At 45.6% G+C, this 24,906-nt stretch carries 20 protein-coding genes and 3 tRNA genes; all 23 read left to right on the forward strand.

Annotation, left to right across the window (positions count from 1 at the left end):
- The 23 genes from ACMN7X_RS14370 to ACMN7X_RS14480 all read left to right on the forward strand — a co-directional run bounded on the left by ACMN7X_RS14370 (window position 1) and on the right by ACMN7X_RS14480 (window position 24,411).
- A complete protein-coding gene (locus ACMN7X_RS14370) occupies window positions 1-1,179 on the forward strand; it encodes a S41 family peptidase (RefSeq protein ID WP_418748139.1) in 1,179 nt (392 codons plus the stop codon).
- Window positions 1,180-1,392: 213 nt separating this feature from the next.
- Entirely contained in the window at window positions 1,393-2,790 is a 1,398-nt protein-coding gene (locus ACMN7X_RS14375) for an MATE family efflux transporter (protein ID WP_418748140.1), read from the forward strand.
- A gap of 117 nt (window positions 2,791-2,907) precedes the next feature.
- Window positions 2,908-3,987, forward strand: a complete 1,080-nt coding sequence (locus tag ACMN7X_RS14380) for a hypothetical protein (RefSeq protein WP_418748141.1) — start codon at window positions 2,908-2,910, stop codon at window positions 3,985-3,987.
- Between the two features lie 753 nt (window positions 3,988-4,740).
- The gene (gene uvrB / locus ACMN7X_RS14385; RefSeq protein ID WP_418748142.1) at window positions 4,741-6,729 is read left to right on the forward strand and encodes an excinuclease ABC subunit UvrB; all 1,989 of its coding nucleotides are present in this window, start codon (window positions 4,741-4,743) and stop codon (window positions 6,727-6,729) included.
- A 142-nt stretch (window positions 6,730-6,871) separates the two neighbouring features.
- Window positions 6,872-6,943, forward strand: a tRNA-Gln gene (locus ACMN7X_RS14390).
- Window positions 6,944-7,026: 83 nt separating this feature from the next.
- Entirely contained in the window at window positions 7,027-7,731 is a 705-nt protein-coding gene (locus ACMN7X_RS14395; RefSeq protein ID WP_418748143.1) for an acyl-[acyl-carrier-protein] thioesterase, read from the forward strand.
- A gap of 9 nt (window positions 7,732-7,740) precedes the next feature.
- On the forward strand, window positions 7,741-8,574 hold the full coding sequence (locus tag ACMN7X_RS14400; protein WP_418748144.1) for a S1 RNA-binding domain-containing protein: 834 nt from the start codon (window positions 7,741-7,743) through the stop codon (window positions 8,572-8,574).
- Window positions 8,575-8,816: 242 nt separating this feature from the next.
- On the forward strand, window positions 8,817-10,307 hold the full coding sequence (locus ACMN7X_RS14405; RefSeq protein WP_418748145.1) for an SH3 domain-containing protein: 1,491 nt from the start codon (window positions 8,817-8,819) through the stop codon (window positions 10,305-10,307).
- Window positions 10,308-10,857: 550 nt separating this feature from the next.
- Complete coding sequence (gene hpf / locus ACMN7X_RS14410; protein WP_418748146.1) at window positions 10,858-11,385, forward strand: ribosome hibernation-promoting factor, HPF/YfiA family; 528 nt, start codon at window positions 10,858-10,860, stop codon at window positions 11,383-11,385.
- Window positions 11,386-11,634: 249 nt separating this feature from the next.
- Window positions 11,635-14,250, forward strand: coding sequence for a preprotein translocase subunit SecA (gene secA, locus ACMN7X_RS14415; RefSeq protein WP_418748147.1), 2,616 nt, complete (start codon window positions 11,635-11,637; stop codon window positions 14,248-14,250).
- A gap of 16 nt (window positions 14,251-14,266) precedes the next feature.
- Window positions 14,267-15,389, forward strand: a protein-coding gene (gene prfB / locus ACMN7X_RS14420; protein WP_418748148.1) for a peptide chain release factor 2 whose coding sequence is annotated in 2 segments (ribosomal slippage) — window positions 14,267-14,341 and window positions 14,343-15,389 — 1,122 coding nt in all. Because the reading frame shifts where the segments join, the coding sequence is not laid out codon by codon here.
- A 16-nt stretch (window positions 15,390-15,405) separates the two neighbouring features.
- Window positions 15,406-15,849, forward strand: a complete 444-nt coding sequence (locus tag ACMN7X_RS14425) for an ACT domain-containing protein (protein WP_418748149.1) — start codon at window positions 15,406-15,408, stop codon at window positions 15,847-15,849.
- 16 nt (window positions 15,850-15,865) lie between these two features.
- Entirely contained in the window at window positions 15,866-17,074 is a 1,209-nt protein-coding gene (locus ACMN7X_RS14430) for a cofactor-independent phosphoglycerate mutase (RefSeq protein WP_418748150.1), read from the forward strand.
- 71 nt (window positions 17,075-17,145) lie between these two features.
- On the forward strand, window positions 17,146-19,290 hold the full coding sequence (locus tag ACMN7X_RS14435; RefSeq protein ID WP_418748151.1) for a Tex family protein: 2,145 nt from the start codon (window positions 17,146-17,148) through the stop codon (window positions 19,288-19,290).
- Between the two features lie 26 nt (window positions 19,291-19,316).
- Window positions 19,317-19,916 carry an ECF transporter S component gene (locus ACMN7X_RS14440; protein ID WP_418748152.1) on the forward strand — a complete coding sequence of 200 codons (600 nt, stop codon included), beginning with the start codon at window positions 19,317-19,319 and terminating at the stop codon, window positions 19,914-19,916.
- A gap of 43 nt (window positions 19,917-19,959) precedes the next feature.
- On the forward strand, window positions 19,960-20,394 hold the full coding sequence (tsaE, locus tag ACMN7X_RS14445; protein WP_418748153.1) for a tRNA (adenosine(37)-N6)-threonylcarbamoyltransferase complex ATPase subunit type 1 TsaE: 435 nt from the start codon (window positions 19,960-19,962) through the stop codon (window positions 20,392-20,394).
- The gene (gene tsaB, locus ACMN7X_RS14450; RefSeq protein WP_418748154.1) at window positions 20,394-21,158 is read left to right on the forward strand and encodes a tRNA (adenosine(37)-N6)-threonylcarbamoyltransferase complex dimerization subunit type 1 TsaB; all 765 of its coding nucleotides are present in this window, start codon (window positions 20,394-20,396) and stop codon (window positions 21,156-21,158) included. The genes tsaE and tsaB overlap by 1 nt, the downstream gene beginning before the upstream one ends.
- The gene (gene rimI, locus ACMN7X_RS14455; protein WP_418748155.1) at window positions 21,140-21,595 is read left to right on the forward strand and encodes a ribosomal protein S18-alanine N-acetyltransferase; all 456 of its coding nucleotides are present in this window, start codon (window positions 21,140-21,142) and stop codon (window positions 21,593-21,595) included. Before tsaB ends, rimI begins: the two co-directional genes overlap by 19 nt.
- A 98-nt stretch (window positions 21,596-21,693) precedes the next feature.
- Window positions 21,694-21,900, forward strand: a complete 207-nt coding sequence (locus ACMN7X_RS14460; RefSeq protein ID WP_418748156.1) for a hypothetical protein — start codon at window positions 21,694-21,696, stop codon at window positions 21,898-21,900.
- Between the two features lie 16 nt (window positions 21,901-21,916).
- On the forward strand, window positions 21,917-22,825 hold the full coding sequence (locus tag ACMN7X_RS14465; RefSeq protein ID WP_418748157.1) for a ribonuclease Z: 909 nt from the start codon (window positions 21,917-21,919) through the stop codon (window positions 22,823-22,825).
- Between the two features lie 12 nt (window positions 22,826-22,837).
- Window positions 22,838-23,860 carry a tRNA (adenosine(37)-N6)-threonylcarbamoyltransferase complex transferase subunit TsaD gene (gene tsaD, locus ACMN7X_RS14470; RefSeq protein ID WP_418748158.1) on the forward strand — a complete coding sequence of 341 codons (1,023 nt, stop codon included), beginning with the start codon at window positions 22,838-22,840 and terminating at the stop codon, window positions 23,858-23,860.
- 240 nt (window positions 23,861-24,100) lie between these two features.
- A tRNA-Ser gene (locus tag ACMN7X_RS14475) sits at window positions 24,101-24,186 on the forward strand.
- 136 nt (window positions 24,187-24,322) lie between these two features.
- Window positions 24,323-24,411: transfer RNA gene (locus ACMN7X_RS14480), tRNA-Ser, on the forward strand.
- Window positions 24,412-24,906 lie beyond the last annotated feature (495 nt).

Genomic DNA, 24,906 nt, shown 5'->3' on the forward strand with positions numbered 1-24,906 from the left:
ATGAATAAGAAAAATTTTGTAAGCTTTGCGGCCGGATTAGCCGTTATGGGAGTTGTCTGGGCCGGAGTCAGCGGTGTGCAGAGTTACCGCGGTCAGTCAACAGGAAGACTGGGACAGCGCTATGATGAAATTGAAGAAAAAATAGATAAAATCGATAAGCTGATCAGCAGTTATTATCTGAATCCGGAAGATATTGATCTGGATAAGCTGGAACAGGGGATTTATGCCGGATATGTGGCCGGACTGGAAGAGGACTATACAACCTATTATACGCCGGAAGAATTTGCCTCAGTGATGGAGTCCACATCCGGAAAATATTCGGGGATCGGCGCCTATGTTTCCCAGAATATGAGTACGGGGTTGATTACGATCGTCAAGCCTTTTGAGGGCGGACCGGCGGCGGAAGCCGGTATTCAAAAAGATGATATCCTCTATGCGGTGGAAGGCGAAGAGGTGAGCGGCGAGGATTTGAATATGGTGGTCGCAAAACTCAAAGGCGAAGAGGGCACGTCGGTGCAGGTAACGATTTACCGGGCTTCGGAGGATAAATATATCGATGTTGAGGTGACGCGGGCGGTTGTCGATGTGCCGACGGTATCTTATCGGATGCTGGAGGATCAGATCGGCTACATCCAGATTTCTGAATTCGGCGAGGTGACCGCGGAGCAGTTTTCAGCGGCGGCAGAGGATTTGGAAGCTCAGGGAGCGCAGAGCTTTATTTTCGATCTGAGGGATAATGGCGGCGGTCTTCTGGACAGTGTCTGTGATATTCTGGACACGGTACTTCCGAAAGAATTGCTTGTCTATACGGAGGATAAAGACGGCAACCGGGAGGAAGAATGGGCATTGGATGATGATCGGATCGATGTGCCTATGGCGGTGTTGGTTAATGGAAATACGGCCAGCGCGTCAGAAATTTTCACCGGGGCTTTGAAGGATTATGATGAAGCCGAAATTATAGGAACGACAACTTTTGGCAAGGGGATTGTCCAGTCGATCATCCCGTTGTCGGACGGTTCGGCAGTGAAATTGACTTCGGCGAAATATTATACGCCGTCCGGCGTCTGCATTCATGGAACGGGGATTGAACCGGATAAGGTGGTTGAATATGACAGGGAGGCTGAGGAGGATAATCAGCTCCGGGCTGCCATGGATTATTTAAATGGCGAGGCAAAATAATAGAAAGTTGAATAGTTTATAAAAGTTTGGGCGGCCCCATCGGATAAAATGATTATCGGATGGGGCTTTTTTTTATGCAAAGCATTGGAAAAAGCTGTCGCGCAGAGGGTGTACCCTGCACAGTGCGGGTATCTGCAATTATCTGTGGGAAAGGGAAAAATCAATGGATATTTTGAATGGGTAAAGCGTAGAGATAAAGCAGGAGGGGAGGGCATGGAAAAATCAGAACGATGCATGCGTGCTGAAGATAATTCTCTGGGATATGCCTCTGTGATAGGATTGATCGGCAGATTCGCGGTTCCTTCGGTCGTTGGCCTGCTTGTTAATTCAGCATATAGTATAATTGACCAGATTTTTATCGGTCATGCTGTTGGTATGTTGGGAAACGCAGCGATACATGTGACTTTTCCGGTGATGATGCTGTCCGGAGCTTTTGCCCAATTGATCGGAGTGGGAACGGCGGCAAACTTTAATTTGTGTCTGGGGTCTAAACAAAAAGAAAGGGCCAAAGGCTTTGTGGGAACCGGACTCACACTGATGATTATCCTCGGATTTATTATTTTAGCTTTAATTCAGACGTTTAGTACACAGATTTTAAAATTATGCGGAATAACAGAAAACACATTGCCCTATGCTCAGCTTTATCTGGAAACAATGTCGTTGGGGATTCCTTTTCAGGTGTTTACTCATGGGGCCGGTTCACTGATTCGGTCTGATGGGAGTCCGGTTTATGCCATGTTTTGTAATGTGACAGGCACCGTCATAAATATGCTGCTGGATTGGCTTTTTATTATTGGCTTTCATTGGGGTATACAGGGAGCAGCTCTGGCAACGCTGGCCGGAGAGGCGATTTCCTTTTTTCTTTGTTTTCGCTATTTTTTGCGGTTTAAAACCTTTAGCATAAAGTGGGAGATGATGGTATTACGGCCGGGATATGTCATCCGCATTGTGAAATTGGGATTGTGCGGATTTATCAATGGGATGATCATGATGTTTGTGGGTATTGTTATGAACAATACATTGATTTATTATGGAGGCCTTTCTGTTTATGGGGACGATATTCCTTTGGCTGTTGCAGGAATTGCAGGGAAACTCAACGGGCTTCTCGGGGCTTTTATCATGGGATTAAACCAGGGGTGTCAGCCGATTTTTGGATATAATATGGGAGCGGGAAACTATGAACGGGTAAAAGAGGCTTATGATAAAGCGCTTACGATGTCCTTTATCATAGGCTTTGCTTCCTTCCTCATATGTCAGATCTTTCCCCGTGAACTGATTCAAATTTTTGGAGGAGGCGATGACCTTTACTTCGAGTTCGCTGAGCGCTATTTAAGAATTCATATGTTGACGATAGCTTTGTCAGGTGTTCAGCCGTTGTCCGCCGGTTATTTTACCGGGACAGGAAATGTAAGGCAGGGTATCATACTGTCTCTGCCACGACAGGGATTTTTTTTAGTACCAATGCTGATTTTGCTGCCGGCGATTTTTGGATTGGACGGCGTTTTGTATGCCGGACCGGCGGCGGATGTTTTAGCCTGTGCGCTGTCTCTGGCGATGGTTTCTAAAAGTTTTAAATTGACATTTGAAATCTTTTCCAGCCCATCTTTATAATCTTCGATATAGTATGACAAAAGATGCTCCGAATGTGTGTTCATTTGTTGTAATCGTTTGTTGTCCGTTATATAATGAAGAGAAGAAAAATAATGTTTATGTCAGGAGGTATGCACTATGGGATTGTTCGGATTCGGGAAGAAAAAGTCACCTGCTGAAATTTTAGCAGAGGGCCGGAAGCAGTATGACAGCGGAGACTATTCAAGGGCCGCTCTCACACTTCTTAAGGCATTTGGAAAAGAGAATGGGGAGATTGACTATTGGATTGGGCGTTGCTTTCTTGCCAACTATGAAAAGAAAGCAGCTAAAGGCGACAAAAAGCAGGCAAAACAGTATTTAACCTTTGCTGCCGAAGAGGGGCATGCGGAGGCTGCCCGTTTGCTGGCTAAGGAATTTGGTGTTCAGGACTATCTGCCTCAGGAACCCGCACCAAAGCCGGAACTCCAACCTGCGCCAAAAGCCTCGTCGATGGAGGAATCGGCGGCGCCGCGGACCGCGCCATCAGGGGTATCACCCAGCCGGGAGCAGAAGCCTGTCAATGAATGTTCTGACCACAAAGAAGGAGTTCCTATGACAAAAGTTCCCTTTGCAGACGTGTTGCCTCTGATGTATACGGCCAGCGATAGCTGTGAACAGTTTGTGTGGGAGAAAGCCTGGGAGGCCTTAGAGGCTGACGGACTCACCGGCTTCAGCAACCCTTTGGACCATGGCAGAGTCTATGTCTATGCTTATACACTGAATCGCTTAAATAACGAGTTTTATGAGAGGGCTTTTGAGTGCCCATGCAGCAGCTACCTCTACGGATGGGAGGATAAAGATCCTCTCAGCGCCGCCGTACTGGCGCAGCTTTGTCAGGAGGATTGTCCCCAGGCTTTGGAAAACAGCAATCCGGAGCAGCGGCTGGAAATCCTGGCCGCCCATTATAAGGGCGATGTGGCTGCCGCCCTATTGCGGCAGGAGAGTGCCGCTTACTGGGGCAACCTGCTCTATGCCGCCATGAACGGGCACCCGTATCCTGGGGAGATGGAAGGCTGGGAGGATATGAAACCTTTCCGGTCCCGGCAGGAGTTAGAGGACTATTGCCGCTCTCTGACCCTGGAGAATCTGAGTCAGTGGCTGGGTCATAGCGACCGTATTTATGGCATGAATACCAAAGAACCTACACTTCAGTGGCTCTCCCAGCTGGAAAAACTGTGATAAACACAAAAATAAAGGAGCTGTCGTTTTCTCGATTGAAAAATCGTGAAGCGCCAGCTCCATTTTTTTGGGAGATAAAATTCGCGAAACAAAAAGAACCGGAGAATAAAAATCCAGAAAAAAGATAGAACAAATGTTTGAATTGTTCTGTAATTTCTTTTTGTGCTGTGGTATAATGAGAGAAAAATGGTGAGCATGGAAAAGGCAGGGAGATACGAGGATAAAAGAAAGACAGGCAGTAATCTCTCTATTAACTACAATTTGTTTGGGAACACTAGTGACGGTTGTGTTGGAAAATCAGACAAATCAAATTGCTGAACGTCAAGCAAGTATTGCTAATCGGGAGAAAGCTCTTGCACAGGATTTAAGAAAATTCTTGACTCATTAGAATCAAATGGCTCTCCGAAACCGGAGTTTGAGACGGACGAGGCACGCAGTTATTTTATATCGAGATTTTATATTCATGAGGGATTTTTAGATGCGTTTCCAAAAGAGCCGAAAAAAGAGCCGAAAAAGGAGCTGAAAAGGAGCCAAAAAGGAGTCGAAAGAAGGCAGACAATATTAGACCTTATAGCTGAAAATCCAGCGATAATTTAGTCATAGCTTATGGAGAAACTGGATTTGTCGAGAAAACAGGTTCAGATAAATATAAAAAGGCTACAGGAAGAAGGCGCTCTTGCCAGAGAGGGATCTAACAGGAAAGGCTATTGGGTATTAAAACATATTGATTAAACATTAAAAAGGGAGAAATGTATGGATCATTTTAAATTAGTATCAGAATACGCCCCAACCGGCGATCAGCCACAGGCGATAGAAGCCCTTGTCAGAGGCTTTAAAGAGGGCAACCAGTTTCAGACATTATTAGGCGTTACGGGTTCCGGCAAGACTTTTACAATGGCAAATGTCATTCAGGCTTTAAATAAGCCGACTTTGGTACTGGCTCATAATAAGACGTTAGCCGCCCAGTTATATGGTGAATTTAAAGAATTTTTTCCGGAGAATGCGGTGGAATATTTTGTGTCCTATTATGATTATTATCAGCCGGAGGCTTACGTGCCCCAGACAGACACTTATATTGCAAAGGATTCGGCGATTAATGATGAAATTGACAAGCTGCGCCATTCGGCGACTGCAGCGCTCACGGAGAGGGAGGATGTTATCATCATATCTTCTGTATCCTGCATCTATGGTTTGGGAAGCCCGATTGACTATAAGGAAATGGTTGTTTCGCTGCGTCCCGGCATGGAGAAGGAGCGGGATGATGTCATTCGAAAGCTGATTGACATTCAGTATGAGCGAAATGATATGGATTTTAAGCGCGGAACATTTCGTGTCCACGGCGATGTCGTGGAAATTTATCCGGCGGCTGCTGAAGGCGAGGCTGTTCGGGTGGAATTCTTTGGAGATGAGGTTGACCGCATTACCTCCTTTGACCCGCTGACAGGGGAGATCAAAGCACGGCTGGAGCATGTGGCGATTTTTCCGGCTTCCCATTATGTTGTTTCTAAAGAGAAAATGGAGGCCGCGATTGTAAATATCAAGAAGGAACTTGAAGAGCGGGTGCAGTATTTTAAGAGCGAGGATAAATTGCTGGAAGCACAGCGTATTTCGGAGAGAACCAATTTTGATATAGAAATGATGAGGGAAACGGGTTTTTGCTCGGGAATAGAGAATTATTCGCGTCATCTGGCCGGATTGGAGCCGGGGGCAACGCCGCATACGTTGCTGGATTATTTCCCGGATGATTTTCTTATTATTGTGGACGAGTCCCATATGACGATTCCCCAGGTGCGGGGGATGTATGCAGGGGACCAATCCAGAAAAACAACACTGGTGGATTATGGGTTCAGGCTTCCTTCGGCCAAGGACAATCGGCCTCTGAATTTTCAGGAATTTGAGAGCAAGATCGATCAGATGCTTTTTGTTTCGGCTACGCCGAATGTCTATGAGGCTGAGCATGAACTGCTGCGGACTGAACAGATTATTCGTCCAACGGGGCTGCTGGATCCGGAGGTATCTGTCCGTCCGGTGAAGGGGCAGATTGATGATTTGATCAGTGAGGTCAATCGGGAGACAAGTCAGGGCCATAAAGTTTTGATCACAACGCTGACAAAACGGATGGCCGAAGATTTGACGGATTATATGCGGGAAGCCGGAATCCGGGTAAAATATCTGCATTCCGATATTGATACGCTGGAACGGACAGAGATTGTCCGGGATTTGCGTATGAATGTGTTTGACGTGCTTGTCGGCATTAATCTTTTACGAGAGGGTCTGGATATCCCTGAGATAACATTGGTGGCTATTCTGGATGCGGATAAAGAAGGATTTTTGCGTTCAGAAACTTCGTTGATACAGACAATCGGGCGTGCGGCCCGAAATTCTGAAGGCCATGTTATTATGTATGCGGATACAATGACAGATTCCATGCAGCGGGCGATTGATGAAACGAACAGGCGTCGGAAACTCCAGCAGGCTTATAATGAGGAACATGGAATTACACCGCAGACAATTAAAAAGGCGGTTCGGGATTTGATCGCTGTTTCGAAAGCGATTGCCGAAACAGAAGAGCAGTTTATAAAAGATCCGGAATCTATGAGCCGGAAAGAACTTTTAAAGTTGATTGGCAAGGTGGAGAAACAGATGCGTGCGGCGGCGGCAGATTTAAACTTCGAGCAGGCGGCAGAGCTGCGTGATAAGTTAATTGAATTGAAGAAAGCGTTGGAAAGCATAGAAGATTAATTTCGGGTGTAATGGTTCAATAATTGTGAATATTATTGTAATAAATAGGATAAAAGAGTTTTTTTGCAACAATTAAAAAAATTTAAAAAAGTACTTGCCAAAAAGTATATTATAGTATATAATGCAATTGTTGAGCCAATGATGGGCTGTCGCCAAATGGCAAGGCACTGGACTCTGACTCCAGCATTTGAAGGTTCGAATCCTTCCAGCCCAGTTATCAATCAGACATTTTATTAAAGGAAACCTTTAGTGAAATGTCTGATTTTTTCATTTACAGGTATGCAGAGGAGTGGGAATATGTATTGTATGAAGCGGCCGGTAACTTACAGTGAAGTTGGAGCGGATTATAAAGCGGATATGGCCCAGGTGATTAATTATTTTCAGGATTGCAGTTGTTTTCAGTCGGATTTTCTCGGCGTTGGTCCGGAGTATATGGAAAGGTCGGGAAAAGTATGGATTCTGAACAGTTGGCAGATTATTGTAGAGCGATATCCAAAATACGGTGAACAGATAACGGTGGGAACATGGGCTTATGATTTTAGAGGTCCTTTGGGAATGCGTAATTTTATTATCGATGATGCGTCCGGATGCCGGATGGCGAGAGCTAATTCGGTGTGGGCTATGGTCGATATTGCCACGGGAAGGCCGGTAAGGGTGGATGCGGCTCAAATAGAGGCTTATCAAATGGAGCCTAAGGAGCCGATGGATTATGCCGGTAGAAAAATAGCCATTTCCGGTGATTTTGAGACGTTGGAACCGGTGCGGGTCACAAAAGCCTGTCTGGATACAAATCATCATATGAATAATGGCAGGTATGTGGCTGTGGCGATGGAATATCTTCCGGATAATTATTCGGTGCGGCAGATTCGAGTGGAGTATAAACGTTCGGCAAAGTATGGTGACATATTGATTCCAAAACGCCAGGAGGCATCGGGACGGATCGTCGTTCTTCTGGAAGATATTGAGGGAGAAGTATGTGTAATTACGGAGTTTACAGAGTAGGAGCAGATTATGATACAATTGGGTGAAAAGCAAATATTAAAGGTTGTCCGAATGAAGGATTTTGGAATGTATGTTGGTGACGAACAGGAAGCTGTTCTTCTGCCGAAAAAATATGTTCCGGCGGGAACCTGTGTCGGAGATTCGGTTGAGGTTTTTGTTTATCGGGATTCCAGGGACCGTTTGATTGCGACGACCGAAGAGCCGATGCTTACTTTGGGTCGGATCGGTCTTCTCAAAGTTAAAGAGATTGGAAAGATCGGTGCATTTTTAGATTGGGGATTGGAAAAAGATTTATTCCTTCCATATAAAGAACAGACAGTACAGGTGCGTCCCGGCAGGAGTTATCCGGTGGCGTTATATATCGATAAGAGTAAACGGCTTTGCGCGACGATGAAAATTTATGAATATCTCTCGGCAGAGTCACCTTATGCGAAAGATGAAACGGTGCAGGGAATTGTGTATCAGATAAATCCGAATCTGGGTGTGTTCATTGCCGTGGACGGTAAATATCATGGGATGATTCCGAAGAAAAATGCCCATGGACAGTTTCGGGTTGGCGATATGGTGAAGGCCCGAGTCGTCGCAGTGAGAGACGATGGAAAATTGGAATTAAGTATGCGGGAGCGGGTTGAATTTCAGATAGATAAGGATGCCGCGGTTGTCATGGAGGTGTTGGAGAGTTATGACGGCGTGCTTCCGTTTTCAGAAAAGGCGTCGCCGCAGGTGATTGAGAGGGAGTTGAACATGTCCAAAGCAGCCTTTAAACGGGCGGTAGGACATTTGCTTAAAATGAAAAAGATTCAGGTAGAGCAGCACAAAATACGTATTAATGATGAACAGTAAATGATTATGACCGGAGGAATTAGGATCCTCCGGTTTTTCATTTTATAGGAGAAAATCGAGGGCATATTACGGAAGAATGTTAAAAATGTAAATGAATTGTTACAAAAAAATTACAATAAAGGTTGACAAGGGGGTGAGAGTTTGTTAAAATGATACCTGTAACAAAAATGTAATATATGTACGTAAATATAACAAAAAAATTACGATTGCATAAAATTACTTAGATTAGGAGGAAATGACCAATGGGAAAATTAAAATTTGCACCGTGCGTTTTTGGTATTGCCGCAGCAGTTGTATTCGGTACAAATCCAATAGGTGTTCAGGCCGCTCCGATTACTACAACAAAATATGATGTTTCGTTTGGAGATTTGGATATCCAGGGAAAAATTATTTATACAGCAACAGAGGAAGTTGCTTCCCCATTTTATAAGAAAGGGATTTCCACAGCGGAAGATTGTGTAATGATTCGTAAGGAGCCGAGCGTAGATAGTGAAGCTGTAGGAAAGCTTTATTTTGGCGCTGGTTTTGAGATTCTTGATGAGGCTGACGGATGGATACATATTCAGTCCGGCAATTGCGAGGGTTATGTATCTGCAGATTATGTTGTTACAGGTAAGGCTGCAGAGGAAGTCGCAAAGAACACGGAGACAGTAAACAGTTATGCAAAGATTATTGCCGATAGTGTGGAGATTAAGGCTGCTGCCTCTGATGATGCAGAAGTCATTGCCACCGCCGGCAGTGAAGAAATTCTTGAAGTTATTGCCGTGATTCCGGAGTCGGATTGGACAAAGGTAAATAAAGACGGTGTTGAAGGTTATGTAAAGAATCAGGCTGTTGAAGTCGGCGTTGATTATACTTCAGCAATTACTATGGAAGAAGAAGCACAGCGTGAAGCAGAATTGCAGAGAGCGCTTGAAGAAGAACGTTTAGCCGCAGAGGCTGCTGCGCAGCAGACGGAAACGCCTGCCGAAGAAACCGAGGCGCCTGTGGAACAAACAGAAGCACCTGTTGAAGAAACGGAAGCACCTGCGGAACAGACGGAAGCACCTGCGGAACAGACAGAAGCACCTGTTGAAGAAACCGAGGCACCTGCAGAGCAGACAGGAAGTGAATCCTCTTTATATATTGAAGACGTATCTGAAACTGTGTGGACAACGGATGCAGTGAATGTCAGAATAAATGCAGATGCCGCTTCCGACAGAGTGGGAGGCCTTGGAAAGGGAGCCAATATTACCCGTACGGGGATTTGTGATAATGGCTGGAGCCGCGTAGATTACGATGGAACAATTGCTTATATTCATAGTGATTACCTGACAACCACTGAACCGGTTCAGGAAGAGCCAGTTTACAATAGTTCATCTTCAAGCAGCAGCCAGGGACAAGAGATTGTTGACTATGCAAGGCAGTTCCTTGGTAACCCGTATGTTTATGGAGGAACATCCTTGACAAACGGAACTGATTGTTCTGGTTTTGTTCAGAGCGTATATGCACACTTTGGTTATTCACTTCCTAGAACGTGTACAACTCAGTCGGTATGCGGGCGGGGTGTATCAGTGGATGAATTACAGCCGGGTGATTTGGTTATTTATTCTGTTTACGGAGAAATTGAGCATATTGCTATCTATTCTGGTAATGGCAACACGATTCATGCCAGCAACTGGGATACAGGTATTATTGAAACCAGCCTTTCTTACAGCGGCGATATCTATTGCTGTAGAAGGATTGTAGATTAAATTTGATTTCCTTTTTCTGATAATAATCTTAAAAAACACCTGATAGATCTTTACGGTTTATCGGGTGTTTTTTATAATTTCACATAATAATGAGAAGGGTGTGGATAGAAAATATGTAAAAAAAGCTCGAAATAGGGGATTTTATTAAAAATGCACAAAAAACATGTCGAAGCAATGTATAAAACAAAAAATATTCATTTGACGTTATCCACAATTCACAGAGTTATCCACATTGAAAAATCTAGATTTTCTCGGAAAAATCGACTTATACACAGAGTTATCCACTTTATCCACAATGTATAAAGGCTGAATGAAATAAAAAAGAGGCAAAAATATGTTTTGGTGAAAACGTAAAAATCGTAAAAAATAAGAATAATCGCTTGACTTTTTTGTTGTCTATTATATAGTGTCGAATGGTTTTATTTCGTCTGTTTTCTTGTAAAAATGTGTTAAATTACAAAATATTTTCAGAAAATATAACAAGTTGACTTGAAAGAATGAATAAATGTGATATAATTAAAACATCATTACACAGTAAGGAGTGAGATCTATGCGTATTACGATTAGCGGAAAAAATATCGATGTGACTCAGGGGCTCAAAGATACGATTTATGAGAAGTTAGGTAAGCTGGATAAATATTTTACCCCCGAGACAGAAGCAATCGTTACACTCAGTGTAGAAAAGAATCGTCAGAAAATCGAAGTGACTGTGCCGATTAAAGGCAGCGTGATTCGTGCTGAACAGGTAAGTGATGATATGTATGTTTCGATTGATCTGGTACAGGAGATTATTGAGCGTCAGATGCGTAAGCACAAAACCCGCCTTGTAAACAGATATCGGGGCGGCGGCAATTTCCAGCAGGCATTTATTGAACTGGAAACCGAAGAACCGGAAGAAATTCGAATCGTGCGTTCCAAAAAATTCGCAATGAAGCCGATGGACCCGGAAGAGGCCTGCATCCAGATGGAGTTATCCGGTCATAATTTCTTTGTATTCCGGAATGCGGAGACGGATGATGTGAATGTGGTGTATAAACGGAAAGGAAATACTTACGGTTTGATTGAACCGGAATATTAAAAAATATATATCTGAACCGGTATAAATTATAAAAGGGGCTGCTGCTTCAAAGATATTTCGATATCTATGGGGCAGCGGCCTCTTTGTTGAACCGGAGATGCGGCCTTTTTTGTTCGCCCGGGGTGGACCGGTGTCCGCCATATGAGAGATTTTATCGTTGGCAAACCGCCGTTTCTGTGGTACAATAATTTGTGCGTGTTTTATAGAAGATACTGAAAATGAAATAGAAAGATTAGTAGGAGTGATAAGATGGGCTTGTTTTCAAAGATTATGGGAACTCACAGCCAGAGAGAGTTGAAACGGATTTATCCGTTGGTGGATAAAATTGAGGCTCTTGCCCCAACCGTAGAAAAGCTTTCTGATGAAGAACTGAGAAATAAGACCGCTGTTTTTAAAGAACGTTTGGAACGCGGAGAGACCTTGGATGATTTACTTGTTGAGGCATTCGCGGTTGTCCGCGAGGCCGCATACCGGGTATTGGGAATGCGTCATTATCGGGTGCAGCTGATCGGTGGTATCATTTTGCACCAGGGCCGTATATCCGAGATGAAAACCGGTGAAGGAAAGACGCTTGTTTCCACACTTCCTGCCTATTTGAACGCATTGGAAGGCAAAGGCGTGCATATTGTTACGGTTAATGATTATCTTGCCAAACGTGATGCAGAGTGGATGGGGAAGGTTCATGAATTTCTTGGCCTGACGGTAGGCGTTGTTTTAAACAGCATGACGCCGGAAGAAAGAAAGGCGGCTTACGCCTGCGATATTACTTATGCAACCAATAATGAATTGGGATTTGATTATCTGAGAGATAATATGGTTGTCTATAAAGAAAAACTGGTTCAGCGGGGACTTCATTATGCCATTATCGATGAGGTCGATTCCGTTTTGATCGATGAGGCCAGAACACCGTTGATCATTTCCGGGCAGAGCGGAAAGTCCACGGAGCTTTATCGGGCCTGCGATATTCTGGCGCGCCAGATGGAACGGGGCGAGGCCAGCGGCGAAATGACAAAAATGACTGCGATCATGGGTGAAGAAATTATTGAAACCGGTGATTACATTGTCAATGAAAAAGAGAAGAATGTATCTCTGACGGAGGATGGCGTGAAGAAGGTAGAGCAGTTCTTCCATATTGCTAACCTGGCAGATGCGGAGAATCTGGAGATTCAGCATAATATCATCCTCGCGCTTCGCGCCCATAACCTGATGCATAGAGATCATGATTATGTTGTCAAAGATGATCAGGTATTGATCGTGGATGAGTTTACCGGCCGTATTATGCCGGGCCGCCGTTATTCCGACGGTCTTCATCAGGCCATTGAGGCGAAAGAGGGCGTGAAGGTTAAAAGGGAGAGCAAGACACTGGCAACCATTACCTTCCAGAATTTCTTTAACAAATATGAGAAAAAAGCAGGCATGACCGGTACAGCGCTTACCGAGGAACAGGAATTTCGTGACATTTACGGCATGGATGTTATCGAGATCCCAACGAATGAACCGGTGCGCCGTGTTGATCATGAAGATTTAGTTTATAAAACAAAACGGGAAAAGGTGAATGCGGTAACCGATACGATTGTTGAGGCCCATGCAAAGGGTCAGCCGGTATTGGTCGGCACGATCACTATTGAATCTTCGGAAATTTTCAGTGATGCTCTGAAGAAGCGGGGAATTCCGCATAAAGTATTGAACGCCAAGTTCCATGAGATGGAAGCGGAGATCGTTGCTCAGGCCGGGCAGGCCGGGGCTGTTACCATTGCCACCAACATGGCGGGCCGCGGTACGGATATTAAGCTGGGCGAAGGCGTTGCCGAGCTGGGCGGTTTGATGATCATTGGAACGGAACGGCATGAATCCCGCCGTATCGATAATCAGCTCCGTGGACGTTCCGGCCGTCAGGGAGATCCGGGTGAATCCAGATTTTATATTTCTCTGGAGGATGATCTGATGCGCCTCTTCGGCTCAGAAAGACTGATGGGTGTCTTTAATTCTCTCGGATTTCCAGAAGGCGAGGCAATTCAGCATAAGATGCTTTCCAGCGCAGTGGAAAAGGCCCAGATGAAAATTGAGTCCAATAACTATGGAATTCGAAAAAATGTCCTGGAATATGACCAGGTAATGAACGAACAGCGTGAGATCATCTATGCAGAGCGTCTCCGTGTGCTTGACGGGGATAATATGCGTGACGTCATTTTCAAGATGATCCGCGATGTTGTCAAAAATCATGTTCACATGCATATCCCGGCGGAAAGCCAGGTGGAAGAGAAGGATTTGGAAAAGCTGGAGCAGAAGATTGCCGTGGAAGACCTGGATATGGAAAGCCTGGCTCAGGGCCTGATCCCGGTGATCCCGTATACAAATGTATCTTGGAAACCGGAGGATCATGCCGGTAAGAACGCAGGCCAGCTGATTCAGGAACTCCAGGATAAGGCTATTGAAATTTATGAGGCCAAGGAAAAAGAATTTCCGGAGGAAGAGCATGTTCGTGAATTGGAGCGTGTTGTTCTTTTGAAAATGATCGACCGTCGCTGGATGGACCATATCGACAATATGGAACAGCTGCGTCAGAGTATCGGACTTCAAGCCTATGGCCAAAGGGACCCGTTGGTAGAATACCGTTTTGCCGGTTACGATATGTTTGATGAAATGACTCAGGGAATTTCTGAGGATACGGTTCAGGCGCTTATGCACATCCGTATCCAGCAGACCGTCGAACGGGAAGAGGTTGCCAAGGTCACTGGAACAAATAAAGACGATTCCGCTGCAAAACAGCCGGTACGCCGTAAAGAAGGAAAGGTTTATCCGAATGACCCATGTCCGTGCGGCAGCGGTAAAAAATATAAACAGTGCTGCGGACGCAAAAAATAAGAAAGAAGGTGAAGCAATGGTTGAATTAGACCAGTTTAAAGTAACATTAACCAGTTACGAAACACCATTAGCGGAAGTGAGGGATTCACTTTGACTTGGCTTACAAAAAGTCCAGGATCGGTGAATTAGAAAATATTATGGAGGAACCCGGATTTTGGGATGATCCGGACAACTCTCAGAAAGCCATGAAGGAATTGAAACATCTGAAGGATACGGTGGAAAAGTATGAAGCTTTGGAAACGGCCTATGAGGATGTGGAGACTTTAATTGAAATGGGCTATGAGGAAAATGACGAAAGTCTTATTCCTGAAATTGAGGATGCGCTGAACCTGTTCATTGAGGAACTGGAGGAGCTGCGCATATCGACACTGTTGAGTGATGAATATGATGACAACAATGCCATTTTGACCCTACATGCGGGGGCCGGCGGTACGGAAGCCTGCGACTGGGCGGGAATGTTATACCGTATGTACAGCCGCTGGGCCGAAAAACACGGATTTGCGACAGAAGTCCTGGATTTTCTGGATGGTGATGAAGCCGGTATTAAGGCGATCACCATGCAGATCAACGGGGACAACGCCTACGGTTATCTGAAGGCGGAGAAGGGCATCCATCGATTGGTGCGCATTTCCCCGTTCAATGCAGCGGGTAAGCGGCAGACGTCCTTTGCCTCTTGTGACGTTATTCCGGATATCGAAGAGGATTTGGATGTGGAGATCAATGATAAAGATTTGCGGATCGATACGTATCGTTCCAGCGGTGCCGGCGGTCAGCATATTAATAAAACATCTTCGGCGATCCGTATCACCCATCTGCCGACGGGAATTGTGGTGCAGTGTCAGAATGAACGTTCACAACATATGAATAAAGATAAGGCAATGCAGATGCTGAAAGCTAAATTATATCTTTTGAAGCAGCAGGAAAATGAGGAAAAAGCTTCAGATATTCGCGGGGAAGTTAAGGAAATCGGTTGGGGCAACCAGATTCGTTCCTATGTTATGCAGCCGTATAAGCTGGTAAAGGATCATCGAACCAACACGGAGATCAGCAATGTGGACAGTGTCATGGACGGCAATATCGATCCGTTTATTAACGCTTATCTGAAATGGCGGAGCATTGGCAAAAACAAGGCAGAGTAGTGCCGGAGGCTAAAGTATGAAGGAACGCAGCGATTATTATGTTGTAAAAAGGAAAGCGGTGCCGGAGGTGCTTCTGAAGGTTGTGGAAGCAAAACATCTCCTGGAGTCGTCAAAGGTTTCGACGGTTCAGGAGGCGGCCGAACAGGTCGGCATCAGCCGCAGTTCGTTTTACAAATATAAGGATGATATTTTCCCTTTTCATGAACATTCCATGGGGCGGACATTGACGGTGATGATTCAATTGGATGATGAACCGGGATTTTTGTCCGGATTACTGAATTGTGTGGCGAAATATCAGGCGAACATACTGACAATTCATCAGGCGATTCCGGTGAATGGGATTGCTTCGGTGACTTTGAGTATTGAAATTTTAAATACGACCGGCGATGTGTCGGAATTAATTGATGCGTTGGAGAAGGCGCAGGGGGTTCATTACCTTAAAATATTATCCAGGGAATAGAGAGGAAGGAAGAGTTATGAAATATATCATAATGTTAGGCGACGGTATGGCCGATGAACCGCTGGAAGTGCTTGGCGGAAAGACCCCGCTGGAGTATGCAGAAACAAAAACTATGGACGCGCTGGCTAAAAAATCAGAAATCGGCATGGCTCACACAGTGCCGGAGGGCATGAGTCCCGGCAGCGATACGGCAAATCTGTCTGTCCTTGGTTATAATCCGAGACTCTATTACACCGGCCGTTCTCCGCTGGAAGCTCTGAGCATCGGTGTCGATATGAAAGAAACCGATATCGCCCTGCGGTGTAATATCGTAACACTTTCTGAAGAAGAAGGTATTCCCTATGAGGAGCGGACGATCATTGATCACAGCTCCGATGAGATTTCCACGGAAGATGCAGCGATTCTACTGGATGCCGTTCGTAAAGAGCTGGAAACAGAAACCTATAAATTTTATCTGGGAACAAGCTATCGGCATTTGCTTATCTGGGACAGAGGCAGGGTTGTTGAATTGGCCGCGCCCCATGATCACCTGGGAAAGGTGATTAAAGATTTCCTTCCAAAGAATGAGGCTTTGCGGGAAATGATGAGAAGAAGCTATGATATTCTGGAGAATCATCCTTTAAATGTGGAACGCCGCAAAAAAGGGTTGAAGCCGGCAAATTCCTGCTGGTTTTGGGGAGCGGGCACACGCCCGGCTCTGACGTCTTTTGAAGAAAAAACAAATTTGAAAGGCGCAATGATTTCTGCAGTGGATTTGTTGAAGGGGATTGCCGTGGGCGCAGGAATGAAAAATATTTATGTGGAGGGCGCCAACGGCGGGCTTCACACCAATTATGAAGGCAAAGCCCGGGCGGCTGCAGAGACGCTTTTGAAAGGCGGCAGCGATTTTGTGTACATACATCTGGAAGCGCCGGATGAGATGGGACATCAGGGCAGTGTTGAACGTAAGATCCAGGCGATTGAGAATATGGATGCAAGGCTCATTAAACCTCTGGTGGAGGCAATGGATGCATCCGGGGAAGATTACCGTCTTCTGATCATGCCGGATCATCCGACACCAATCTGTATTCGTACCCACTCCTCGAATCCGGTACCGTTTATGCTGTATGACAGCCGGAAGGATCTGCGCAAATCCTGGAATTATAATGAAAGAGAAGCTGCTGAAAGCGGAAATATTGTGATTGAAGAAGGCTATGAATTAATTGACCGGCTGTTGAGTGAATAGCCGGAAAAACGGCGATTGTCAGGGACAGGCTGCGCAGTAATGGGCGGCCTGTTTCTGCGATGGGAGAATCTATGGATATTGTAAAAACAATAAGTCAGGAATTAAATATTAAACCGTGGCAGACAGAGGCTGCGATCAAGTTGATTGATGAAGGCAATACAATTCCTTTTATTGCCCGCTATCGGAAAGAGGTTACGGGCTCGCTGAATGACGAAGTGCTGCGCCAATTCCATGAGCGGCTTTTGTATCTCCGAAATCTGGAGGATAAAAAAGCTCAGGTGCTTGGCTCTATTGAGGAACAGGGGAAATTGACGCCGGAATTAAAGAAGGCCATTGAAGCGGCGGCGACGATGGTGGCGGTGGATGACTTATACCGTCCTTATCGGCCGAAACGTCGTACACGGGCAACGATTGCCAAAGAAAAAGGGTTGGAGCCGCTGGCGAATATTCTGCTGCTTCAGATGACAAAACGGCCATTAGAAGAGGAGGCTGCCGCCTATATTTCTGAGGAAAAGGGTGTGGCCACGGCAGAGGAGGCCCTGGATGGAGCGAAGGATATTCTGGCGGAAATGATTTCCGATTCGGCAGAGTATCGGACTTATATCCGCAGGGTGACGGCAAATGAAGGAAAAATTGTTTCCAGGGGAAGAGATGAAAACGAAAAATCCGTTTATGAAAATTATTATGACTATCAGGAAGCGGTGAAGAAGATTCCGGGTCATCGGATTTTAGCGATCAACCGCGGCGAAAAGGAAAAGTTTTTGACTGTCCGGATTGAGGCGCCGGAGGAAAAGATACTGCGGTATTTGGAAAAAAAGGTGATCCACAGGGATGATTCGCCGATGAGCGCACTGTTGAGATCGGTTGTGGAGGACAGCTATCATCGTTTGATAGGACCGGCGATTGAGCGGGAAGTGCGCAGCGAGTTGACCGAAAAGGCGGAAGACGGCGGTATTAAAGTGTTTGGAAAAAATCTGGAGCAGCTTTTAATGCAGCCGCCGATTGTGGGACGGGTTGTTCTCGGATGGGACCCGGCTTTCCGCACCGGGTGTAAGCTGGCGGTTGTGGATGAAACGGGAAAAGTACTGGATACGGTTGTCATTTATCCAACGGAACCGCAGAAAAAGATTGCTGAGGCGAAGACGGTTTTAAAACGATTGATAAAAAAATATAATATTACCCTTATTTCTTTGGGCAACGGCACTGCATCCCGGGAATCTGAAATGGTTATCGTTGATCTGCTGAAAGAACTGGACAGCCGGGTGGAATATGTCATTGTCAATGAGGCGGGAGCTTCGGTCTATTCCGCCAGCAAACTTGCCACAGAGGAATTTCCGGAATTTGATGTGGGACAGAGAAGTGCGGCTTCCATTGCAAGAAGACTCCAGGATCCGTTGGCTGAACTTGTCAAGATTGAGCCGAAGGCTATCGGCGTGGGGCAATATCAGCATGATATGAACCAGAAAAAGCTGGGCGATGTGCTGGAAGGAACAGTGGAAGATTGTGTAAACCGGGTCGGAGTGGATCTGAATACGGCGTCGGCCTCCCTTTTGGAATATGTTTCCGGGATTAATAAGACAATTGCAAAAAATATTGTCGCTTACCGGGAAACAAACGGTCGTTTTAAAAATCGCCGACAGCTTTTAAAAGTGCCGAAACTTGGACCGAAAGCCTATGAGCAATGTGCCGGATTTATGCGAATTTCGGATGGGGACAATCCTCTGGATAGGACCAGCGTTCATCCCGAATCTTACGGGGCTGCTGAGGAACTGCTGAAACGGCTGGGATATACAAAAGAAGATATTCTGAACGGCAGGCTGTCGGACATCGGACGGCAAATGAAAGATTATAAAAAAATGAGTGAGGAAGTCGGCGTTGGCGAAATTACCCTGCGGGATATTATCAAAGAACTGGAAAAGCCGGGAAGGGATCCGAGGGATGAAATGCCGAAACCGATCCTCCGCACCGATGTACTGGATATGAAGGATTTAAAAGAAGGTATGATTCTGAAGGGGACGGTGCGAAACGTTATTGATTTTGGAGCTTTTGTGGACATCGGCGTCCATCAGGACGGATTAGTTCATATTTCCCAGCTGACAGACAAGAAGTTTGTCAAACATCCGATGGAGGTAGTCAGTGTGGGCGATGTGGTTGATGTTAAAGTTATGAGTGTCGATCTGGCAAAAAAACGCATTCAGTTGACCATGAAAATATAAATACATCACGAAGAGGGGACGGAAAGATGCAGTCAAAAAAGACGTTATTTTCAACAAGAGATTTGGTAATTGTAGGTTTGTTTTCGGCATTGGCCTATGTGCTGATGCTGCTGGAGTCGCCGGGATATCTTGGCTTCCTCCGAATTGAATTCAGCGATGTGCCGGCCATACTTGGAGGCCTCGGCCTTGGTCCGGCTGCCGGTGTATTTATTGAGCTGATCAAGAATATTATTAAAGCACTTTCAACAAAAACAATTGGCGCCGGCGAATTGGCCAATTTTGTCGTGGGCAGCGCTTATGTACTTCCGCTGAGTCTTATTTACAGAAAGTGGAAGGGAAAACACCGTCTGCTGACAGGATATGTGGTTGGAACAATAACGATGTGCGTTGCCGGCATGATCGTCAACTATTTTGTCACCTTGCCGCTCTATTCCAACATGTTCGGCGGTGTGGATGCACTGATAGGATTTGTGGGAAGTATGACGCCGGGATTCCTTCCGGAAATCAACAGCCTTTGGAAAATTATTATTATCGGCATTACGCCTTTTAATGTGCTGAAGGGAATCATGATGGCGGTTGTGTCCTATTATGTGTTTAAGCTGGTGAAAAAACCGCTTCAATTTTAAATAAGCGTATGTTATAATATTACATTAAAAAAGGTAGGTTCAAATGATTGTAGAAACTTTTTCGGCGGATGAAACATATGAATATGGACGTAAAATGGGCGCTGAAGCCCAGCCCGGGGATGTGTATTGCCTGAGCGGGGATCTGGGCGTGGGAAAAACCGTGTTTACGCAGGGCTTTGCGGCCGGACTTGGCGTGAAAGAATCTGTATGCAGTCCGACTTTTACGATCGTTCAGGAATATGAAGGAGAAAAAATGCCCTTTTATCATTTTGATGTGTATCGCATCGGCGATGTGGAGGAAATGGATGAGATCGGTTTTGACGACTATATCTATGGCGAGGGCGTCTGCCTGATTGAGTGGGCGGATTTGATTCGCGAGATATTGCCGGAGGACTTTGTCGGCATCTTTATTGAAAAGGATATGGAAAAAGGGTTTGACTATCGAAGAATTACGCTGGAAAGAGGAGGCGTCGTATAATGCTTTTGCTGGCTATTGAGAGCTCGGGACTTGTGGCATCGATTGCTTTGATGACGGAAGATAAACTGATCGGAGAATATACAACGAATTTTAAAAAGACCCATTCGCAGACACTTTTGCCGATGATGGATGAAGTGGTGCGGATGACGGGGATTTCTCTGGAATCGGTGGATGCTATTGTAATATCCGGAGGACCGGGGTCCTTTACCGGGCTGCGGATCGGCGCGGCGACAGCGAAAGGGCTGGGACTGGCGCTGAATAAACCGCTTGTCAATGTGCCGACGGTGGATGCGCTTGCCTACAATTTATATGGACTGGAACAGGTGATATGTCCGATCATGGATGCGAGAAGGCAGCAGGTTTATACGGGATTGTATACCTTTGAAGGGGAAAAATTCCGTGTCCTCTGTAAGGAAAAGGCTGTGGGAATTGGCGATATTGTTCAGGAAATCAATGCCATGGGGAAACCGGTGGTGTTTTTGGGTGATGGAGTTCCGGTTCATCGCGCCTATATCGAAGAAAATATTCAGGTGGAATGTCATTTCGCACCGCCGCATTTGAATGCACAACGGGCCGGAGCTTTGGCAGCCCTCGGAAAGATTTATTTTGAAGAGGGACGTATGGAGACAGCGGATGAGCATGTGCCGGAATATTTAAGATTGTCTCAGGCTGAACGGGAATTGATGGAACGCCGGAAACGGGAGGCGCAGGAGCGCCAAAAGGGAGAAGCTCAGGAGGAAGTGTTATGCAGATCCGGCCAATGACGGAAATGGATTTGGATGCGGTGACTCATGTTGAAGAGGTTTGTTTTTCTGATGCGTGGAGCCGGAAAAATTTTGAGGATTCCCTGAAAGAACCGTCGGCTCATTTGCTGGTGACAGCGGATGAGGCTTCAGATGAGGTTATTGGTTATTGCTGTCTGTATCAGGCGCTGGACGAAGGTGAAATTGTCAATGTGGCCATTGCGCCGGAATATCGGCAGAAGGGGTACGGGGCCGCCATGGTCGGGGCGTTGATGAAACTCGGAAGGTCCCTTGGAGCAGAAAGTTTTTACCTTGAAGTTCGGGCGGGAAATACAGCAGGAAAACGGCTGTATGAAAGTATTGGGTTTGAAACATGCGGAATACGGAAAGACTTTTATTCTGATCCCAGAGAAGATGCTGTACTGATGGTTTGGCAGGAAAAATCAATCTGCCAGTAATCTCCTATGTATTAAATTGGATAGATTTTGTATAATCAGGTCGAAACCGGATGACAAGATTATGGGCGCGCTGCGCAGGGTATGCAAAGGAGTAAATCATGGAAAAAAATACAAAAATTTGTAATTGCTGCGGTCGTATTATCGGGCAGGAAGAATATGTGCATATTGAAAAAATCTGGGGATATTTCTCCAGAGAAAAGGACGGACAAAAACACGTCATTAATCTGTGTGAGGATTGTTATGACCGTTTGATTCGGAATTTCAAATATGCGCCGGAAATTTTAGAGACAACGGAACTTATATAAATAAAGAGGGAATAATATGTTGGACTTGTGTTTGTTGGGGACAGGAGGGATGATGCCACTGCCTTATCGGTGGCTGACGTCCCTCATGCTCCGTTATAATGGAAGCAGTCTGTTGATTGACTGCGGCGAGGGAACGCAGATAACTATTCGGGAAAAGGGCTGGAGTTTTCGCCCGCTGGATGTCATCTGCATTACGCATTTTCATGGCGATCATATCAGCGGCCTTCCGGGAATTCTGTTGGCGATGGCAAATTCTGACCGAAAAGAACCCCTGGTAATGATCGGGCCGAAGGGGCTTACCCGGGTGGTAAACTCTCTGCGGGTGATCGCGCCGGAACTTCCGTTTCAAATAGAGTTTATTGAGCTCACACAAACAGAACAGCATATAGAGACCCACGGATATCATATCGATGCTTTTCGCGTCAATCATAAAATTACCTGCTACGGCTATAGTATTTCTATACCGAGGGCGGGCCTTTTTGATGTGGAAAAGGCAAAGAGTAATGATGTGCCTCTGAAATATTGGAATCGCCTTCAAAAGGGTGAAACCGTTGAGGCGGAAGGACGGTTTTATAAACCGGAGATGGTTCTTGGGGAACCGAGAAAAGGGATTAAAGTAACGTATACAACGGATACGAGGCCGACAGATTCTATCCGGCAGAATGCAAAAAATGCAGATTTGTTTATCTGCGAGGGTATGTACGGCGAAAAAGGCGATATTAATAATGCGGTGAAATATAAGCATATGACCTTTGAAGAGGCGGCGGGGCTAGCCAGAGATGCGCAGGTTAAGGAACTGTGGCTGACCCATTACAGTCCGGCAATTAATCATCCGGAGATATTTATGGAAGATGTCCGGCGGATTTTTCCGAATGCCCATGCGGCGAAGGATCGACGTTCGATGGAATTGAATTTTGAGGAATAGAGGCGTACAGATATGGAAAAAGATATTTATATTCTGGCAATTGAATCTTCCTGTGATGAGACGGCGGCGGCTGTTGTGAAAAATGGCAGAGAGGTTTTGTCCAATGTTATTTCATCACAGATAGAATTGCATAAACTTTATGGGGGAGTTGTGCCGGAAATCGCTTCAAGAAAGCATATAGAAAAAATCAATCCGGTGATTCGCGAAGCCCTGGCTGAAGCGGATATGAAACTGGAAGATATGGATGCGATCGGCGTCACCTACGGCCCGGGACTGGTGGGGGCATTGCTTGTCGGCGTTGCCGCGGCGAAGGCGATCAGCTATGCGAAGCATATTCCCCTGATTGGCGTGCATCATATTGAGGGACATATTTCCGCAAATTATATTGAAAATAAAGATTTGGAGCCGCCTTTTCTCGGGATGGTTGTTTCCGGGGGCCATACCCATTTAGTGATGGTTAAGGATTACGGAAAATATGAGATTCTTGGAAAAACGCGGGATGATGCCGCCGGAGAAGCCTTTGATAAAGTAGCAAGGGCTATAGGCTTGGGATATCCGGGAGGACCTAAAATTGACAGGTTGGCCAAAGAAGGTAACCCGAAGGCCATTGCTTTCCCGAGAGCCCATGTGGCGGATGCACCTCTGGATTTCAGCTTTAGCGGTCTGAAATCTTCCGTGCTTAATTATATCAATTCCTGTGAGATGAAACATCAGGAGATCTGCCGTGCCGATGTGGCGGCATCCTTCCAGGATGCGGTGGTGGATGCTATTGTCAGTCATACTATTGAGGCGGCAAAAATGTACCGAATGGATAAAGTGGCTTTGGCCGGAGGCGTCGCTTCCAATTCAGCGCTCCGGCGGGCGATGAAGGAACGCTGTGAGGCTGCGGGACTTAAATTTTATTATCCATCCCCGATTCTCTGTACGGACAATGCGGCGATGATCGGCTGTGCGGCTTATTATGAATATCTTGCCGGGACACGCCACGGATTGGATTTGAATGCAGTTCCAAATTTAAAAATCGGTCAGCGATAAATTGTGAAAAATGCCCTCTGAATTGGTGTTTGTGCAGGTCGAAAAATACCATATTTAGGGGGTAAAATTTTGCGCTGTAGAAAGGGAAAAAAGTGTCAAAAAAATGTTGACATATACAGGGCTTGATGATATTATAATCATTGCGTTTGGCGATGGATAAATAGCGAAGAAAAATGTGCGGATGAGAAAAAATGCTTGACAAGCATAAAAAGACCTGATAAACTATTAAAGCACTGTTTTGGAGAGGTGTCCGAGTGGTTTAAGGAGCTGGTCTTGAAAACCAGTGACTCCGAAAGGGGCCGTGGGTTCGAATCCCACCTTCTCCGTTGCGTGAACGCTTAAGAAAATGTGTTTCGGATTGGCGTGAAACGTATTTCGCGAATCTTAGTGAAGCCTGTTGATTCCGGTTGAATGGAGATTCGTCTGAAAATGAAATAAAAGAATTTTGATTCTGCCATACTTGGAGAAGTACCCAAGAGGCCGAAGGGGCTCCCCTGGAAAGGGAGTAGGTCGTTAATAGCGGCGCGAGGGTTCAAATCCCTCCTTCTCCGTTTTCAAACAGAACAGTTTGAAAAGAAAAAGATGTTGACAGAAATCGAATGTTGTGCTAATATAAAGAAGTTGCACGACAGAAGATTGCAACATCAAAAAAGACGAACATTGACAATTAAACAATAAAACAATCCCGAAAAGTTCTTTATAAAGAATTTCAGAAAACGAACAAAACCTAAAAAGGTAGTTACGCTGCCGCTAAGTTCGAAAGAACCTCACTAAGCGGACAGGTAACGACGTTTTCACTAAATTCATCTGTAGGACAGATTCATTAAGTGAAAACAGTCAGTAAAAAACGGGAAGATAACAGCTAGTTGTCATTCTGTTAGGATTATACTTAACAAGGAGATCTCCCTCCACTAAGCTCGATGCAGGCGCATCTCGCTAAGGGTCGGGAGGTTGGTCTTCACTAAACTCGTGAAAGACCTCGTTAAGTGAAGGACACAAACATGAGAGTTTGATCCTGGCTCAGGATGAACGCTGGCGGCGTGCTT

It is taken from the genome of Frisingicoccus sp. (assembly GCF_048388605.1).
Classification (GTDB): Bacteria; Bacillota; Clostridia; order Lachnospirales; family Lachnospiraceae; genus Frisingicoccus.